Source organism: Virgibacillus sp. Bac332, assembly GCF_003667785.1.
Taxonomy (GTDB): domain Bacteria; phylum Bacillota; class Bacilli; order Bacillales; family Amphibacillaceae; genus Virgibacillus; species Virgibacillus salarius.
In genome coordinates this window covers 1,304,765-1,322,243 of record NZ_CP033046.1, presented here as the reverse complement: position 1 = coordinate 1,322,243, position 17,479 = coordinate 1,304,765, and the positions used below count along the sequence as shown (strand labels likewise).

The following is a 17,479-nucleotide window of genomic DNA, read 5'->3' as shown; positions in this document are numbered from 1 at the left end:
GTAAACTATAGAAAATCATTAAAGTGAACTTCAATCAGTTGGGGGTTTTGTTTATCCTCTAAATACTACAACAGTATGACCTAAAGACCTTTAAACCAATTGGATATTTACTGTCAGTCGTTCCCCCACTTATATCGCTTGAAGTGGAATCCTACTGCCTGTTATATCCAACAAAAAAGGGGAGGTTCCAATGGAATTCAAGAAGATGTATAAAGAATATCAGCCCTATCTATTTTCCATAGCGTATCGAATGCTGGGCTCCGTTACAGACGCAGAGGATATTGTTCATGATTCCTTATTACAAATGAACCAAAAAACGGCTCATATAAAAGATCTCAAATCGTACCTTGCGAAAACAACGACCAATCATTGTATTAACTTTTTAAAATCTGCACGTACACAAAGGGAAACCTACACTGGCACCTGGTTACCTGAACCACAAGTTCATTTTATCAAGCAGCCATTAGACAAGGTAATTACAGATGAGGCAATCTCATATGCATTTTTAGTTTTAATGGAGCAATTAACTCCGACAGAAAGAGCTGTGTTCGTTTTAAAGGAAGCAATGGCCTATCATTATGTTGAAATTGCTAATATCATAAATAAAACAGAAGTAAACACTAGGAAAATATATAGTCGTGCTAAGAAAAAATTACAAAACGACTTATTTTCCGCCCACACAAACCACGCTGATCGTGCCGAGAACCTTACAAAATCATTCCTTGATGCTACAACTACAGGTGATTTTGATGAATTTATTCATGTGCTTACAGAGGATGTTGTTCTAGTTACAGATGGGGGCGGGAAAGTACTTGCTGCCATCTATCCAATTCTAAATAAGCGCCGTGTATCAGCTTTCCTTAAAGGAATTTTCTCTAAGGGGAGTTTTAGTGGGAAACTTTACGCTGTCATCGTCAATGGTCAACAAGGTATTTTACAAGTTAAAGATGGTCGTCCAGTAAAAATCATTACCTTTGCTTTAGATAGAAGTCAAAAGAATATAAGTCGCATTTATATTGTTTCTAATCCGGATAAATTAAACCGGATTTCAATACCTAGACACTGATAATGAGAGAGCACACACACAGCTCTCTCTTTTTTGTCACAAAACAGCTAGCTATTTTGTCTATATAGTGAAGGGCCAATATTTAAAAGGAGTGATTTTGAATGGAACAACGAATCAATTATCAGAAGACGTCACCTGAAATTGTCAAATTACTAGTGCAGCTTGAGGAATACAAGAAAAAAACAGCGTTTGATCTGAAATTAATCGAATTAATTAAAATTCGCGTATCACAGATGAATGGCTGTGCTTTTTGTATCGACATGCATACGAAGGATGCGCGGGCAATAGGAGAAACCGAGCAAAGGATATATTGTTTACAAGCTTGGCGTGAGGCACCATTTTATACAGAAACCGAGCGTGCAGCTTTAGCATTAGCAGAAGCTGTGACTGCTATCTCAGTAAATGGTGTGCCTGATAAACTATATAAACAGACACGCATGTACTTTGATGAAAAGCAATATATTGATCTTGTAGCCCTTATTATTACCATCAATTGCTGGAATCGTTTGTCTATTTCCGTTAATAATGTACCTGGAAATTACAGCCCTGTTACCGCAAAATAGCTTGATACCAGAGCAAGTATTCTATCAACAAGTATAGGTACTTGCTCTACTTGTTTAAAGTATTCACGTTAAGTAGCAGCTGTAATGTTACGAAAAACAAAAATGCTGCTGTAATGAAGCTAACATAACCCCATATATTCAATTTATCTTTTCTCACTTCGTTTATTCCCATTACGATGAATAACAATCCTAATAATAAAATAGTTAATGGCATGAAACGCAAATCTCCTGTTAAAAGTTGATAACCTGATAACACGATAATCGTTAACTGTAAGCTTCTTCTACTAACTCTGATGATAACCACTTCCCTAAATGCGTAATTCCATTTCACGAAGATTAGATGTTAATCCTTTATACGTAAAGACTTCACGGGAAAAACTTTGAAACTCTTTTTCTAATCCGTTGATAATAAAGACCTGATTGAAGCGAAAAGGTAGCAAACTCAATAACCGCTATACCAAAAACAATTAGCATAAACCAATCCATTTTGCCCATATCCGCTGACCACTGCATTGAAAAAAGCACCACGTACATGCTAGTCATCGGAAGCATCATGAAAAGATGAGAAAATGCAATTCGCTTAGCATGATCTAACATATGGACTGTATCGTTATATAATTGCGGCAACTCTTCACCCTCTTCATAGGCCATAGACCAAATCGACCATTTATTCATAAATCCTTTTGATGCATGCATTAGCCTCCATCCAGCACCAAGGTGCATATCAAAGTAAGCGCGATTTAACTCTTTCTGGTAGTCCACACAATATCGAATATGCTGCGGCCTACTATCTTTGAAATAAAATCTTATTCCAAATGTACGAACTGCTACAAGCTGCTTCCCCTGCTTAGCCATCGCTTCTAACCATTTCTCTAACTTATCAGGTGCATATATCCATCCTAACCTCCATTTTACAAAGTCTGACGTATACTTTTCTTGCGACAACCTCTGTTTGTTTTCTAACACGTCGCACGCTTCTAATTGCTTTACCGATTGATTTAATTTGAAAAAAGAATATGGAATATACATCCATAGCGATAAGCCGATTAATGCTGTGAATAGCCATCCTGGCCCTCCCTCTACAGATGGTGGCACACCAGCCATTACTAACGAAACTCCCAGTAACAAAACGGGGGGAAGGGCAGTGAATATCAAGGCGAGTAATAGTATGAAAAATAACTTTCTAAGGGTATCGTTTCTCCGTATCATTCCTTCCCTAGCTGGAAGTGTTGTAATATCATGTAATGTTTTTTCGTTACGCAGTACATGCCAATTTCGCTCTGCATAAATTTGTCTCCAGCCATCCTCCTGTAATGCTTTCGATAGATCAGCTTTACCCCTTTTCTCGTGTTCTATCCAATATGTTGGTGTTTGCATGATTGTACCTGCTTTTTCAAAATAAAACCGTCTTGTTAACCGATTGAACTTCACAAAGTGATAACCCTGCTGTGCCATATATGTTAACCAATTCTCTGTCGCATTTACATCATAACTCCAAAATGGACGGAATACGCTAATCATAATAGCTCCTCCCCATACTTTATTGCGTTAGCATGCAATTCTTTTAACCGTTGTATTTCTATCTGTAATAAATTCTGACCTTTCTGGGTAATTTCATAGATCTTCTTGCGTTTACTGTCTGAATAAACACTAATCAACCCATCTCGGTGCATCTTAGTCAACGTACCGTAAACTGTTCCAGACCCGAGACGAATTCGATAATTGGTTATTTCTTCGACATGCTTAATGATTCCATAGCCATGTCTTGGTTCAATTAAAGAAATAAGAATATAAAAAGCTGTCTCTGTCATTGGTATGTAACTTTTCAGCAGTTTCTCACGCTTCATCACATCCACCTACTATCTACTTGATATGTCACAACTCGACTATATCGCATCGTGACATATCGGTCAACGATGATATAAAGGATGCACCATGTTCTTCTACTATGAATAAAGTGAAACTTCAATCCGCGGGGCTTCGGATTGATAGTTGAACCAATCGGACATTTACTGGCAGTTGTTCCCACTCTTCTCCATATTGACTTCACTTTATTGCTTGGTTGGGGGCTTACTGCCAGTTATATGCGGGATAAAGAGGATGTATAGTACAGAACTTCAGCGTAAAAAACGCTAAGATGGCTTTTGATGATTGGAGTCGGGTGTATGTCTGTGAAAAGCGGGTAAGTTTTATTCGATTACGAAAAAAGCTTGTAGCGAGTCTCCTAGCTCACTACAAGCTGTGTTTTCTTAGGATTGATGTTGATCTAGAAAATCAAGCATCCGCTTATATACGTTTATTTCATTTTCTTTTTTTGCGAAGCCATGCCCTTCGTCCTCCAATACTAAATATTCCACATCACGCCCTTGTTTCTTAAGCTTGGCAACAATTTGATCCGATTCTTCTTTTACAACGCGGGGATCCTTTGCTCCTTGAATGACTAGCATGGGCTTCGTCATTCCGTCCAAATAAGTCACTGGAGAATCTTTAGTAAATCGTTCTTCATCCCTAATTGGATCACCTAACCAACGTTCCATCAGCGGCTTCCAATGCGGAGGAACTGAATTAACAAAAGTAAATAAATCAGAAGGACCAAATATGTCAACAACTGCTTTAAAATATTCAGAATGACGTCCATGTAATAATAGCGCCATGTATCCCCCATAGCTGCCCCCTACTAAAAAGAGCTTCTCTCGAGTGCTAATTTTGTTGTTAACTAGCCACTCTACTCCTGCTACACAATCCAATCGTGGTCCTTCACCCCAATCCTGCTCCACCATTTTTACAAAAGAGGCGCCGTATCCTGTGCTGCCTCGGAAATTAGGAGCAAATATTGAATAACCACGATTTAAGAAGCATTGGAACATTGAACGAAACATCTTTCGCTCGGAAGCCTGTGGTCCACCATGTGGCCAAAAAATAGTATGACCGTTATCATATTCTGGGTGGGCTTTAAATAACAAGGCTTCTATTTCCATCCCATCATAGGAGGAATAGTTTACAATTTCCGGTTCAACCATATCTTCATTTTTTACACCAAGTACTCCATTATTCGTAAGTTGCTGCCAATCCCCACCATCCACGGATTGAAAAATATTACTAGGCACTGTAGCGCTTCGTCCTAATAAAAAGATGGAACCAGATGTTGTAACATGACATTGATCAATTACATCTACTGGAGACTTTAACGTATGGAGCTTACCGCTTGCTACTTCATAGCGATACATCACATCCGTAACGCCTTTTTCCGTTATCAAATAAAAGCATTGATTCTCTTTATGCCATTTTAAAAGTTGTATACTCTCGTTCTCAATCGTTAAAACTTTTGAAAACTGTTTCGAACCCAAATCAAATTTTGCAAGATAACTATATTCACTCTCATAATCTGTTAAAAAATAGATGGTTTGATTATCTGTAAATATCGGATCAAATACAACATGGACTTTATCAGGATTTGGTGTGAGGTAATTTTTATTCTCTCCAGATTTTACATACCCTGTTACATAGGTGTTTGCGAACGAACATAAATACACGTATGCTTCTTCATCCTTGGAAACAGCGGCTAGCTCTGTAAGCGATTCCTCCCCTTCATGTATAAGTTGATCCGTATCTGTTCGAAGATCTCGGACTCTCGCATTCAAAAAAGAGGGATTATCTTCAGACGTCATATAGTATAATCGCTCCCCATCTTCACTTAAATGCGAAAAGAAATATTTTTCCGATGCCTCTCCTGTTACTAAAGGTTGTGGCAGACCTCCCTCAGCAGGCAATGCATATATATGGTGGTTTTCATCACCATCTTTATCAAATCCTGCTAGTACAAATCGATTGTTCGGATCAACCTTGATAAAGCTACAAGCTTCATCATGATGGGCAAATAAATAAGGAAATGTGTCTGGTAGATCCATTGCCCATAAATTCATCTTACCATTTAAATTCGAGGTAAATATTAACCGCTTCTCATCAACGCTAACTGTAAAATTTGTGATCGTATAGGTACGAAAAAACTGCTCCACCGTTGGCTTTGGAAAATTTAACATTACTCTCCTCCTATCTTTTTTCACCTACATTCTAAGTTATTAGAAAATTAATACTTATATGTAGTATAACGTATCTGTATGAGGGTCGATAGTATTTCTATACCAATAGTAGCACGTAGCAGTTTGTTGTAACACAGTCAGGAGAAGTAGAATCTTCTCAGCCTTTAGAAGGAGAAGGAGCAGTGAGATGTTAATCCAACATATCAAGAAGTGAAGATGCCCAAGTAACATATAATTTAAATCATATTAAAGAAGGGAGCAAGAAACTCCATGCAGCAACCCATCGATTCGACTGCATAGGATTTTGTAATCGAAGAAATTAGCCAACGTGCATCTGATTCGATACAAAGGATTTCGCCCGAAAGATATAGCTTCTATATAATATAGAAACTGCATCAATAGTTCCAAATCTTATCTATTTGTATAAAAAAACCTGTGATTGATACGAAAACAATAAAGACTAAAAGTCGACTTAAATTAGAAATTCATCCTTATGTATCCTTTGAGGATATCCATTATAGAACCCTAAAATCTTTCATACTTTCTCCAAGAATATAGTGTGAAAACCACATCAAATTCTGCTTCATAATAGCCACATTAATTCCTGGTTGGTCTGAACTATATCCCATTCCTTTAAATATAATTAATTCTGTATCAACTTCCATATCCCTTAACCCTTGATATAGCTCATATGCATTTGGAGTTGGAACTCTTACATCCTTTTCGCCATGTTGGATTAAAGTGGGAGTACAGGCAGTTTTAATATATGTCATTGGTGATGTTTTCGTATATATCCCTGGATCATTCCATGGATTATTTCCTAAATACATACTAATAAAGTAAGGTATATCTGTATTTACATAATGGGTACTCCAATTAGTAATTCCACCTCCAACTGAAATAGCCACAAATCTACTACTAAATGTTGAACAGAAGGCTGATATATATCCTCCGTTGCTCCATCCCATAACCCCTACTCTATCTTTATCTGCAATCCCTTTGTCAACTAGATTATCTACTCCAGATATGACATTATCGTAATTAACAATTCCCAGCTTTCTATAGTTAGCTTTCAAGAATTCATTACCATAACCAGAACTTCCCCTGTAGTTTGGTTCTAAAACGATAAAGCCTTTTCCAATAAACTGTTCAATAGGATATTTCTCATTAAAACAATCTGAAAATATTGGAAAGGATGCCCAAGCTGGACCACCATGGATTACCACTAATAAGGGATACTTTTCATTTGTGTCAAACTCTACTGGGGTTGATAAAACTCCCTCTATTTCAAGACCATCACTATTTATCCATGAAATTATTTCCCTGTTACATTTAAGCCTTCCTTTGAGAAAGCTATTTTCATTCGTTATTTTTGTATCGTCTAAATAGATTTCAAAGATTTCATTTGTTATAGCCTTATTATAGGATATATGATTTTCATCCCTTGTTATAGAAGCATCCATTATAAAACTATCTACTTTTTCGCTTAACATTTCCACAGTGCCATCCTCAGCTAGTAACCCAATAAGATAATTAGTTTTATTCTACCATCTAATTAAAATTCCTTTAGTTGTCCAGCGTAATGGAACTACCGTACTATCAAAATTTGCTAAAAGGTTGAATGAGCTCTCCATTATTAATATCATATATTTCTAAATTAATATCTTGTATATGGGTCTTATAGTAATCCTTCTCCCTTATGCTTGCTGCGTAACATATTTTGTTGCCTTCAGGAGAAAAGCAAACACTCCCTCCCAACAACTTATCTATATGCATCTTTTGTAGCTCTTCCGCTTTAATATCTAATATGTATAGATCTCCATTCAGATACTCTTCCATATTTGGGCTTGGTGTAGCTATAAATACAACCTTTTTCCCATCATCTGAAATATCAAATCAAATTCATGGATATGAAAATCCTTACCATCAGTTAGTTGATAAACAACGCTATTTTTGTGTTCATATTTATCATTTTGTATCACTTTATCTATTTCAATGTAACATAAACAATTATTCTGATATTCATTACCTACATGACGGAAATCTCCATACAGTTCCTTACGTTTCCTTATCTCCTCGCATTCTTTTAACTGCGCAACATAATAAAAACCCTTGCCATTAGGCTCCCATTGGAATTTACTGACTCCTTCTTTCTCATTAGTAATTTGAACCCCGTCATAACCATCTATCGACTTAACAAAGATTTGATTTGTCTTATTCTCCTCATCACCAACTGGGCTAAAGGTATGCAATATTCCTAGAATCTGGAGACCATAATGGGTATGTACTATCTATTTCACCAGTTGTTAATGGGTAACACTGCCCCTTTTCTTTTTCATATATCCATACATGGTTCCGATATTTATTGTCTTTCCAGTTAGCTGTCTTTTTGACAAATGCTACGTTTTTGCCATTATCACTTATGTTTGTACCTGATAAGGTTGGTAATGAAATAATTTCTTCTATACTTAGATATGTTTTTTCATTCTTTTTCATTAATAAACCACCTCGTAATGTTACTATTGTCAAAATTGTAAAACCTATTGTTTGACCACATAGGTTAGGACTAATACCAGAATTTAATCTCACTAATATCCTAATTTATGTATTGTACTTGAAAATGTTATACAACAATCTGGCCAGATTGATTTAGAACTTATCTCCATGTTAATACATGCCATTACCATAAACCAGTATTTTTGTAACGCTTTCTTTCATCCTACTAAACTTTGATTTTATTAAGATTTATTAATTACCAAAAAATACCTTTACAATAAGAGTCCTTCTAGTAAAATAAAAATATATAGGTTTACTGAAGGTTACAAATGATAATTGATTATGCTCGGCTCGGGTGTCTACTATTGATCAAAACTTAGATCGGCAAATTGGTATGTTTAATCAATATGATTGTAAAAAATAGTTAAGAAGAAGTTTACAGGTACGATTAAAGATCGAAAAGGACTTCATCAACTTTTTAATGTCATCAGGCAAGGCGATACAGTTGTAGTGGAGAGCATCTCCCGTTTAGAACGGTGGATATCCTCAATATTATTCAACGGTTAGAAGAAATGAGTGTTATCACGCAAATTGTTTTTAGTTTCTATCACTGCGTTAGCTTTACTGATGGCATTTATTTACTATGTAAGCGCTTCTTTAAAGTCGGCTGAAGAATCACTAAAAGACTCATTGAATTCTTTGAGAGAAGGAGATTTTGATTCATACATCAATTCTGTAGTAGACGATCGTTTTGAATCAAAATAACAACAAAAATCAGAATATGCAGAACTATTATCAGAAAACCCATTGGTAGACTTCAATATTTTAGAAAGGGCTATGTTATATAATTTTGTGACAAATTGTTCTAATAGTTAAACAAATTATAAGGAAGTGATGTTGTGAATATAAATCATAGTGAAAAAAGTAAAGTTTTAGTTATAGGTGGTGGGGTAGTAGGGCTAACTACAGCATTGATTTTACAAAATGAAGGACATCAAGTCAAAATAGTTACAGAAAAGCTCGCTCCTGAAGTTACTTCCGTAGTCGCAGGTGCATTGTGGGAGTGGCCTCCGGCTGTTTGTGGAAACCACCAAGATGAAGCTTCAATTAAGATATCAAAAGAATGGTCATTACTCTCTTATAATATATTCTCGGATTTATCTAAAAACAAAGAAAGTGGAGTATACATGCGTGATGTTACTTTCTTTTTTAAAAATTTAATAAAGGATAACTCTAAAGATTTAAAAAAAATGAACGAATTAAAAAGACATGTTCGTAGTTTCCGCCATAGTGTATCACTGATTGAAGAAAAAGGAGTTAATCCAGAAATGGGTATTAAAGACGCATATACGCTGTTAGCTCCTATGATTGATACGGATATCTACATGAAGTGGCTACAAGAAAAGGTTGAAAAATCAAATTGTGATATTATAATGAAAAAAATTGTAGGAAATTTAGAACAACAAGAAAAAAATTTAAAAGCGGAATACCAAGTGGATGTAATTGTAAACTGTACAGGTTTAGGTGCTATTGAATTGACTGATGATGACATGACCCCGTTACGTGGTGCATTAGTTAGAGTTGTGAATGATGGGCAACAATTCTCTAAATTAGATGAAGCTTATTGTATTTCTCATGATGGAATTAGTGAAGATCCTGGCTTTATTTTTATCCTTCCTAGAGGGGAAAACATGTTACTTTTAGGAGGTTTAGCTGAACTTAATAAATGGGATTTAGAAGTTAATTTAGAAAATTATCAACCAATTGAAGAGATGTATAATCGTTGTAAATCGTTCTTCCCTCCGCTTGAAAAAGCAATTATTGATTCCTATGAACCTGTGCGTACTGGTTTAAGGCCTTTCCGTGAAAAAAGTGTTCGTTTAGAAAGAGTACCTAACTCATCCATTATACATAACTATGGACATGGTGGCTCTGGAATCACTTTTTCATGGGGATGTGCGTTACAGGTTCTGGAAATGATTAATGGATTAAATGTTAAAGAGAAAGCAAAAAAGGATCTTGTAAATATTATTTGAGGATCTATTGCAAAATCAACTAAAGCGTGGAGAATTTGTAGTTGATACCAATCCAAAAGAGAAGTAAACTACTTTCTTCACGTTCTTTTTCTACATATACTCATCTCTTTTTATCTAAGCCAAATATGCCATCACCTTTGTAAGTTCTTCAACCATTTCTTGAACATCCAATCAATTACTGCTTTAAAAGAACAGTTAGATGTAAAGTGAAACTTCAATCAGTGGGGGGATTACTGCCAGTTATATACGGGACAAAAGTAGAGTAGATAGTAACGTTAAATACATTAACACTTACTCATTATAGTATTGATAAAACGCATGATCGTAACGCTAATTCAGTTGTTGTAGCTATTCTTAACGCAAAAAAATAGCCACCTGTTCCACAAAGGGGTATGGGCTATTTTTTCTTTCTAAATTAGATAACGCCAATCCCTATCATAAGGATGGGTATCTATCGACCATAGCTGGAACTGTGGTCGTTCTTTTATTATATGAGTGGTTGTTTTTATTGCTGAGCAGTTCTTACTATTTAATCCTTTACTATTTTTCCGTCGCGAATCGTTACAATTCGATCTGCATAGCTAAGTACGCGCTCATCATGCGTTACCATAATTCCGGCCTTGTTTCGATCTTTAATTTCGCCTGCCAAAAGTTTTACAACATCCTGACCTCGCTTGGAGTCAAGGCTTGCAGTAGGTTCATCAGCAAGAATTATTTGCGGATCGTTCATTAGTGCACGAGCAATTGCTACTCGCTGACGCTGACCTCCTGACAGCTCATTGGGATAATTATTCAACCGATGCTGCAAGCCAAAATGAGTAAGTAAATCACTCCCATGTTTAACTCGTTTCTTGGCAAGCACTTGAATAATATTCAACTGATCTTTTACCTTGAGATATGGAACTAAATGAGCAGCTTGAAACACAAACCCAATCTTTTCAAGCCGTCTTTTCGTTATTTCTTTCGATGATAATCCAGTAATATTCTCTCCAGCCAACAGCACGTTCCCACTTGTTGGAGAAAGTAGTGCCCCGGCAATTGATAACATCGTACTTTTTCCTGATCCAGAAGGACCAACTATCGCAATAAATTCACCTGATTTTACTTCTAAGGATACTTCATCCAAAGCGTTAAAGCGATTTGGACCATCTGTATAAGTTTTCGTAACATGATCTAAAATAAGTGTCATTATGCAGCAGCCCCCTCAATTGCTTCAATTGGATCAATTCGCGTTACTTGATAAAGGGATAACAGTGCTCCAATAAAGGAGACAATCATCATAATAATGGCTGGCTTAAGCATTGTAACTAATTCGAGGTGAAATGGCATATCACTAGGGAATAACGCACCTATTCCAACCGTAATCGCTGCTCCTAATGCGATACATACAACGGCAAGTAATACTACTTGCCCCATTAACCCCTGAATCAAGTAGCTGTTATTAGCACCTAATGCTTTTAACACCCCAAACTGTTCCCTTTTTTGTAGTGTGATGACATAGAAAAACACAGCCAGCACAAATGCAGCAATGACATATAAGAAAATGATCATCATATTTAGCGATGCCTGTTCCTGCGAATAGCTAGGAATCCCCTGAAGTGCATCTTCTTTTGTCATTACATCAAATGACCCTTCTACATGGGCGTCGCCTTGTACAGCAATTGCATTCACTTGATCTAAGCCTTGATTATGAATAAACACAACGGGAGTATGACTGTATCGTTGACCTGATGTAAAAGCTGACACAATGTAAGAGGCTTCCCCAATTGTCAATTTATCGCCAAGCTTTACACCCTCCTGCTTTAATGTAGTGTCGGCTACTACTTGTTTTTGATTTGTTGGAGAAACTCCTTCCGTTATTTTTGGCATCAGCATACTATCAGGTTCTGTTGCAAACATTGCAATATCTAGTTGCTGTTGACTGTTATTTCTGGTGGCATTCATCATCCGAATGGCTAAAGTACTAGCATGCTCATCACCTTGATTGTCTACAATCTCTTGCGCCTCGCCCATTGGAATAAAGGATTTTGTAAGTTCTCCCTCTGCATCCTTTGTTAAGATTAACAAATCCGCTTGCAGCTCTTGAATCGAGGACGCATTATCAGCAGATAGACCTTGAGCTAACCCCGAAATAATAAAGATTAGACTAGCCGTTAAAACCATAATGAGACCAATTAATATATATCTAGTTTTCGCAAATAGTAACTCTCGAATTGCAAGAAACATTGCACTTCCCTCCTCTTCTGCTTCTAATATAGACCTTTTGTATGAACAGAAGATGAACGATTCGTTACTATTGCGGTAGCGTTATAATAATCGCTGTTCCTTGCCCTTCTTCACTCTTAACCATGATTGTTCCAGCATGTAATTCTACAATTTTCTTTGTAATGGCTAATCCCAGACCTGTTCCACCTGCTTTTCGCGTTCTAGCTTTATCAGCTTTATAAAACCGATCAAAGATTTGAGGGATATCTTCTTGAGAAATTCCAATACCTGTGTCCGTAATAATAACTTCAACATTCGCTTTCCCTTTTTTTACAGTTATTGATATCTTTCCTTCTTTCAATGTATAACGAATGGCATTTGTTATAACATTCATCCATACTTGATGTAATAATTTAGGATCGCCGTTAATAACCGTTGGCTTAGCATCCCATTCTATCGATAGATTTTTTTGGCGCCACTGCCATTCAAGTGTAAATAATATTTCCTTCATCTGCTCCGATAGATCAAATGGAATACGCTCCAGCTCATTATTGCCTTGATCCAGCTGAGATAAGGTAAGCAGTTGCCTGCTAAGTACAGATAATCGTTTGCTCTCTTTTTCAATAATGGATAGATAATGAATGCGTTCTTCGTTGGAAAGGTTCTCCTCCTGAAGGGCTTGTGAAAACCCTTGAATTGATGTAAGTGGAGATTGAATTTCATGGGAGACGCTTGCAACAAATTCCTGTCTTTTTTCTTCTGTTTTTTGTAAACTCTCACTCATGGTTGAAAAATTTCTTGCCAAGCGTCCAATCTCATCCTTACGGTTAACAGCTAATTTTATATGATAATTACCTGCTGCAATTTTTTTCGTAGCCACTGTTAATGACTGAATTGGGTTTACAATCCAGCGTGTACTAAAAAGCACAAACAAGAAGCTAAAAAACAAGGCAAGTCCAATAATAACTGCAAAAAAGATACGCATTTCACCAAATTGCTGCACGGAATTTGGTCGAACAAATAAGGCAAAGCTATCGTCATTAGCATTTATCGGCAAGCCAATGGTATTTGAAAGTGCATGATCAAAAAATCCGGTTACAAAGGGCTGCCAAGGATAATTTGCAATGCCGTGGTATATGTTACCGCTTAAGACATCCTGTACAACCGATGATTGCAATTCTGTTGTATCAAATGGTTTGCCAAATGTCTTGCTCTGGCCATCATTATCAATTAAATAAAAGGAGTATCCTAAATCTGCCATATCCCTTAAAAAATGACCAATCGATTGATCACTACCATTGTAAAGATCAACAATATTGTTAGCCATATGAGTAACCTTTTTATCATTTTCTGGTTTTAATACATGCTGGTAGTAAACGTTACTAGCAATAAATGCGATAATGGAGCTAGTAATCATGATAGCCATCGTTGTAACAATAATTCGTACATAAAGTGTCCGCATTAGTGAACACCTGCATCACGAATGAATTCTAATTTATAACCAAGCCCTCGAATGGTTTGAATGGAAAAGTCGTTCTGCACTGAGGTAAATCTCTCGCGAAGTCGCTTAATATGTACATCTACTGTTCGGTCATTACCTGGATAATCTGATCCCCATACCAATTCAATCAACTGTTCTCTAGAAAATATTCGATTCGGATAACTCGCCAATTGTGCCAACAGTTCAAATTCCTTTAATGGGAGTATGATTGTCTTCCCTTGTGTATGAACCTCATAGCTTTTTCGATCAATCACTGTATTGCCAAGTTGTATTTTTTCATTATGTTGCATTTGGAACCTGCGGAGCAATGCTTTAATTCGAAACAAAACTTCCTTTGGTTCAAACGGCTTTACAATATAATCATCTGTACCAGCCATATATGCTTTCTCCTTATCTGTCAGTTCACCTTTTGCGGTAAGCATCAGAACAGGGATATCATAATCGGTACGAATTTCTTTACAAAGCTGATATCCATCGATTTGCGGCATCATGATATCTACAATTGCCAAATGAACTTGTCGCTTCGCTAATTGCTTCAATGCTGCTTGACCATCTTCGGCCTCAATAATTTGATATCCTTCCTTTTGTAAATAGAATCGAAGCAGTTCACGGATATGTGCATCATCATCGACGGTTAAGATTGTTATCAATGCTTACTACCTCCTGTCTTCATTTTGTTCTTCTCTATTATAGAAAGATGAACAGATTGTGGGGCTAAATAGCATGTAGATTCTATCTAAAATTGGAATGCATTGTGGGGTGCACGAATTTATTCACCCCTGTTTTATTAAACGAATATACTGTGCTTTTTGTTTATCTTGGATTACTACACCTAGCTTGGCCAAATCTTCACGTAATTGCTTTGCTTCCTCCTCATTATCCTCCTTTAATGCTCGTTCTCTAGCGTATAGAATAGAATTAATATCGGAAGGATATTGATTATTACCCAATTCCCAGCGTTGATAATCCTTTATAAAAGGGTCTTCGTTCTTCCAAGGGTAACCATAATATAAAAAGGCTTCCTTTGCCTCTTCCTTTTTAACCTCCAAGTCTTCTCGGAAAATTTCTTTACTATTTTCTCCAAGAATAATCAAGGTTTTATTTTCCATAAAAATTGCAGAAATAGCCTGCTTATGAATATCCCTTCTCATCTCTCCAAGAATTAAAGTAATCTGTTTATCGGATACCTTCACCTTCAGCGTTACATGAAAGACATAAACTATAAAAGCGATACCTGCAATAACGCCTACAATTGTAGCAACAACCGAAACCCAAAAATGATTTAATGAATCAATTATAGAAATAATACCTTCCATCGGTACAAATGGCAGCTCTAATACCCAATCAATGATGACAGGAATAAACCAGCCAAGCAGCCCACCAACGGTAATAGAAATGACAATGATAAACAACTTATCGAATCGCTTTAATCCTAAGACTGTCTCTTCATTTAGCATGTTGTTTCCTCCCTCCACTACTTCACCATTTTAAATACCATGTTTTTTAATTCTTCTCCATATTGTTCCGTACTTTGTTTAGAATCATTGGATAGCATAAACTCTGAAATAGCTCCTCGTATAATAGTTACTACTGTTTTAACGGAAAATTTAGCAAAATCATTATTCGTCTGTCCCATTTGTAAGATATCCTTTAATAATATCGTTATTGGATCTCCCTCTTCTTCCTCTAACAGATAATAAGGTACATATTCATCTGTGCGTGCATGAAAAACAATTTCTATTAGAGCAATATTATTTGAAAGATGCTTCAACTGATAATCTAAACTTGCATCTATATAAGCTGCTAATCTTTCCTCCGCTTTACTATTTTGCTCTACCCTTTTACGAATGAATAAAAATTCGTTCTGAATCAGATAACCAAGCGTACTATTCATCAAATCTTCTTTTCCCGAGAAATGATACGAAATAAGGCCAGTACTAATGTTTGCTTTTTTAGCTATTTTAGATAAACTGGCACTTACATAACCAATCTCTTCAAGAACTTCAATTGCTGCCTTTATAATTTGTTCTCTTCTAGCTTCAGCAATAAAGGATTGTCTATCATTCATATATCACAACTCCTGATCAATTGATCATTTTTTTGATTGAGCAACCAAATTATAGTAGGAACAAAAATGGTTGTCAAGAACATTGAAAAGTTACTATCCATACATACTAAAAGCCGCCCATTAAGCGGCGGCTTTTAGTAGTTACTATTTAAAATTAATGATTTGTTCCAAGCAGTCTTTCAATTACAGCTACGACTTGATTAACATATTTCTCACATTCTTCTTTCGTTGGTGATTCAACCATTACCCGCACCAGTGGTTCGGTACCAGATGGTCTTACTAAGACACGTCCTTGTTCTCCAAGTTCCTCTTCTACTGCTGCAATCTCTTTCTTTATTTCTGGATGATTTAATGCTTCTTTCTTGTCAGAGACTCTTACATTTTTAAGTATTTGCGGATAAATGGTCATTTCTTCTGCTAACTCTGACAGCGGCTTACCAGTTTCCGTCATTACATTTACTAATTGTAACGCTGACAGCATGCCATCTCCCGTAGTGTTATAATCTAGAAAGATAATATGTCCAGATTGTTCACCACCAAGATTGTATCCACCTTTTCGCATTTCCTCCATCACATAGCGATCCCCTACTGCTGTTTTATCACTACGCATGCCATTCTCTTCCAATGCTTTATAAAAACCGATATTACTCATTACCGTAGAAACGACCGTATTATGACGAAGGGCTCCTTTTTCATTCATATATTTAGCACATATAAACATGATTTGATCGCCATCTACAAGATTTCCTTTTTCATCAACAGCAATTAATCGGTCACCATCGCCATCAAATGCTAGACCAATATCAGCATCTTTCTCTTTCACAAAAGCTTGAAGCTTCTCCGGATGTGTAGACCCAACACCATCATTAATATTCAATCCGTCTGGAGATGAGCCGATAGAATAGATATCCGCTTCTAAATCAGCAAATAAATGTGTAGCCAAACTTGATGTAGCACCGTGTGCACAGTCAAAAGCTATTTTTAATCCGCCAAAATCATTATCAACCGTATCTTTTAAGAAGGATAGATACTTTTGACCGCCTTCAAAATAGTCGTTGACGCTCCCAACATCGGCACCAATCGGACGTGGTAACTCGTCTTCTCCGTCCATAAGCGCTTCAATTTCATTTTCTTGATCATCTGTTAGTTTAAAGCCGTCTGGACCAAAGAATTTAATTCCATTATCTTCAACAGGATTGTGAGAGGCTGAGATCATTACACCAGCTTGTGAACTAGTTGCTTTGGTTAAATACGCAACACCTGGAGTGGAAATAACACCTAGTCTCATTACTTCTGCACCGATAGAAAGTAATCCGGCTACCAGTGCTCCCTCAAGCATATGGCCAGATATCCGCGTATCACGACCAATGATGATCTTAGGTCGCTGCGTTTCTTTTGTTAATACGTAACCACCAATACGCCCTAACTTAAAGGCTAATTCTGGAGTAAGATCCTTATTTGCTACTCCGCGTACTCCATCTGTTCCAAAATAATTTCCCATGTG

15 protein-coding genes and 2 pseudogenes are annotated in these 17,479 nt (G+C 36.6%); 5 read left to right on the top strand and 12 right to left on the bottom strand.

Annotated features, from left to right (window positions below):
- Positions 1-190: 190 nt before the first annotated feature.
- Both D9782_RS06385 and D9782_RS06380 read left to right on the top strand, forming a co-directional pair.
- Complete coding sequence (locus D9782_RS06385; RefSeq protein ID WP_026679701.1) at positions 191-1,066, top strand: RNA polymerase sigma-70 factor; 876 nt, start codon at positions 191-193, stop codon at positions 1,064-1,066.
- Positions 1,067-1,167: 101 nt separating this feature from the next.
- Positions 1,168-1,629 carry a carboxymuconolactone decarboxylase family protein gene (locus tag D9782_RS06380; protein ID WP_026679702.1) on the top strand — a complete coding sequence of 154 codons (462 nt, stop codon included), beginning with the start codon at positions 1,168-1,170 and terminating at the stop codon, positions 1,627-1,629.
- A 46-nt stretch (positions 1,630-1,675) separates the two neighbouring features.
- Here the strand turns inward: D9782_RS06380 and D9782_RS22740 are convergent, their stop codons facing one another.
- From D9782_RS22740 to D9782_RS06365, 3 genes are read right to left on the bottom strand one after another with little or no spacing between them, the layout of a single operon-like run.
- Entirely contained in the window at positions 1,676-1,960 is a 285-nt protein-coding gene (locus D9782_RS22740; protein ID WP_152525392.1) for a DUF3953 domain-containing protein, read from the bottom strand.
- Positions 1,961-1,995: 35 nt separating this feature from the next.
- On the bottom strand, positions 1,996-3,150 hold the full coding sequence (locus D9782_RS06370; RefSeq protein ID WP_026679703.1) for a DUF2812 domain-containing protein: 1,155 nt from the start codon (positions 3,148-3,150) through the stop codon (positions 1,996-1,998).
- Positions 3,147-3,476 carry a PadR family transcriptional regulator gene (locus D9782_RS06365; RefSeq protein WP_026679704.1) on the bottom strand — a complete coding sequence of 110 codons (330 nt, stop codon included), beginning with the start codon at positions 3,474-3,476 and terminating at the stop codon, positions 3,147-3,149. Before D9782_RS06365 ends, D9782_RS06370 begins: the two co-directional genes overlap by 4 nt.
- Before the next feature lie 138 nt (positions 3,477-3,614).
- On the opposite strand from D9782_RS06365, the gene D9782_RS23760 reads away from it, so the two are divergent.
- Positions 3,615-3,737: a hypothetical protein gene (locus tag D9782_RS23760; RefSeq protein WP_256365765.1), complete on the top strand. Its 123-nt coding sequence runs from the start codon at positions 3,615-3,617 to the stop codon at positions 3,735-3,737.
- 141 nt (positions 3,738-3,878) lie between these two features.
- Here the strand turns inward: D9782_RS23760 and D9782_RS06360 are convergent, their stop codons facing one another.
- Together D9782_RS06360 and D9782_RS06355 are read right to left on the bottom strand one after the other, a co-directional pair.
- Positions 3,879-5,669, bottom strand: a complete 1,791-nt coding sequence (locus D9782_RS06360) for a S9 family peptidase (RefSeq protein ID WP_121604334.1) — start codon at positions 5,667-5,669, stop codon at positions 3,879-3,881.
- Between the two features lie 515 nt (positions 5,670-6,184).
- Positions 6,185-8,165 (bottom strand): annotated as a pseudogene (locus tag D9782_RS06355) (prolyl oligopeptidase family serine peptidase).
- 394 nt (positions 8,166-8,559) lie between these two features.
- On the opposite strand from D9782_RS06355, the pseudogene D9782_RS06350 reads away from it, so the two are divergent.
- Together D9782_RS06350 and D9782_RS06345 are read left to right on the top strand one after the other, a co-directional pair.
- Positions 8,560-8,746: pseudogene (locus D9782_RS06350) on the top strand (recombinase family protein); the annotation flags it as partial.
- A 318-nt stretch (positions 8,747-9,064) separates the two neighbouring features.
- Positions 9,065-10,201: an FAD-dependent oxidoreductase gene (locus D9782_RS06345; RefSeq protein WP_121604333.1), complete on the top strand. Its 1,137-nt coding sequence runs from the start codon at positions 9,065-9,067 to the stop codon at positions 10,199-10,201.
- A 529-nt stretch (positions 10,202-10,730) separates the two neighbouring features.
- Here D9782_RS06345 and D9782_RS06340 read toward each other — a convergent pair.
- The 7 genes from D9782_RS06340 to glmM all read right to left on the bottom strand — a co-directional run bounded on the left by D9782_RS06340 (position 10,731) and on the right by glmM (position 17,476).
- The gene (locus D9782_RS06340; RefSeq protein WP_026679765.1) at positions 10,731-11,390 is read right to left on the bottom strand and encodes an ABC transporter ATP-binding protein; all 660 of its coding nucleotides are present in this window, start codon (positions 11,388-11,390) and stop codon (positions 10,731-10,733) included.
- The gene (locus D9782_RS06335; protein WP_026679764.1) at positions 11,390-12,427 is read right to left on the bottom strand and encodes an ABC transporter permease; all 1,038 of its coding nucleotides are present in this window, start codon (positions 12,425-12,427) and stop codon (positions 11,390-11,392) included. The genes D9782_RS06340 and D9782_RS06335 overlap by 1 nt, the downstream gene beginning before the upstream one ends.
- Before the next feature lie 67 nt (positions 12,428-12,494).
- Complete coding sequence (locus D9782_RS06330) at positions 12,495-13,868, bottom strand: sensor histidine kinase (protein WP_026679763.1); 1,374 nt, start codon at positions 13,866-13,868, stop codon at positions 12,495-12,497.
- Positions 13,868-14,557, bottom strand: coding sequence for a response regulator transcription factor (locus D9782_RS06325; RefSeq protein ID WP_026679762.1), 690 nt, complete (start codon positions 14,555-14,557; stop codon positions 13,868-13,870). The genes D9782_RS06330 and D9782_RS06325 overlap by 1 nt, the downstream gene beginning before the upstream one ends.
- A 123-nt stretch (positions 14,558-14,680) precedes the next feature.
- Positions 14,681-15,364: a YqeB family protein gene (locus tag D9782_RS06320; RefSeq protein WP_026679761.1), complete on the bottom strand. Its 684-nt coding sequence runs from the start codon at positions 15,362-15,364 to the stop codon at positions 14,681-14,683.
- A 17-nt stretch (positions 15,365-15,381) separates the two neighbouring features.
- Positions 15,382-15,975, bottom strand: coding sequence for a TetR/AcrR family transcriptional regulator (locus tag D9782_RS06315; RefSeq protein WP_026679760.1), 594 nt, complete (start codon positions 15,973-15,975; stop codon positions 15,382-15,384).
- A gap of 154 nt (positions 15,976-16,129) precedes the next feature.
- The gene (glmM, locus tag D9782_RS06310; RefSeq protein ID WP_026679759.1) at positions 16,130-17,476 is read right to left on the bottom strand and encodes a phosphoglucosamine mutase; all 1,347 of its coding nucleotides are present in this window, start codon (positions 17,474-17,476) and stop codon (positions 16,130-16,132) included.
- Between the last annotated feature and the right edge of the window lie 3 nt (positions 17,477-17,479).

What these genes read in the sequence shown, in the direction of transcription:
- D9782_RS06380 (WP_026679702.1), top strand. Translation starts at nt 1,168, where the DNA reads ATGGAACAACGAATCAATTATCAGAAGACGTCACCTGAAATTGTCAAA.
- D9782_RS06365 (WP_026679704.1), bottom strand. Translation starts at nt 3,476, where the DNA reads ATGAAGCGTGAGAAACTGCTGAAAAGTTACATACCAATGACAGAGACA.
- D9782_RS06385 (WP_026679701.1), top strand. Translation starts at nt 191, where the DNA reads ATGGAATTCAAGAAGATGTATAAAGAATATCAGCCCTATCTATTTTCC.
- D9782_RS06320 (WP_026679761.1), bottom strand. Translation starts at nt 15,364, where the DNA reads ATGCTAAATGAAGAGACAGTCTTAGGATTAAAGCGATTCGATAAGTTG.
- D9782_RS06330 (WP_026679763.1), bottom strand. Translation starts at nt 13,868, where the DNA reads ATGCGGACACTTTATGTACGAATTATTGTTACAACGATGGCTATCATG.
- D9782_RS06360 (WP_121604334.1), bottom strand. Translation starts at nt 5,669, where the DNA reads ATGTTAAATTTTCCAAAGCCAACGGTGGAGCAGTTTTTTCGTACCTAT.
- glmM (WP_026679759.1), bottom strand. Translation starts at nt 17,476, where the DNA reads ATGGGAAATTATTTTGGAACAGATGGAGTACGCGGAGTAGCAAATAAG.
- D9782_RS06370 (WP_026679703.1), bottom strand. Translation starts at nt 3,150, where the DNA reads ATGATTAGCGTATTCCGTCCATTTTGGAGTTATGATGTAAATGCGACA.
- D9782_RS06335 (WP_026679764.1), bottom strand. Translation starts at nt 12,427, where the DNA reads ATGTTTCTTGCAATTCGAGAGTTACTATTTGCGAAAACTAGATATATA.
- D9782_RS06315 (WP_026679760.1), bottom strand. Translation starts at nt 15,975, where the DNA reads ATGAATGATAGACAATCCTTTATTGCTGAAGCTAGAAGAGAACAAATT.
- D9782_RS06340 (WP_026679765.1), bottom strand. Translation starts at nt 11,390, where the DNA reads ATGACACTTATTTTAGATCATGTTACGAAAACTTATACAGATGGTCCA.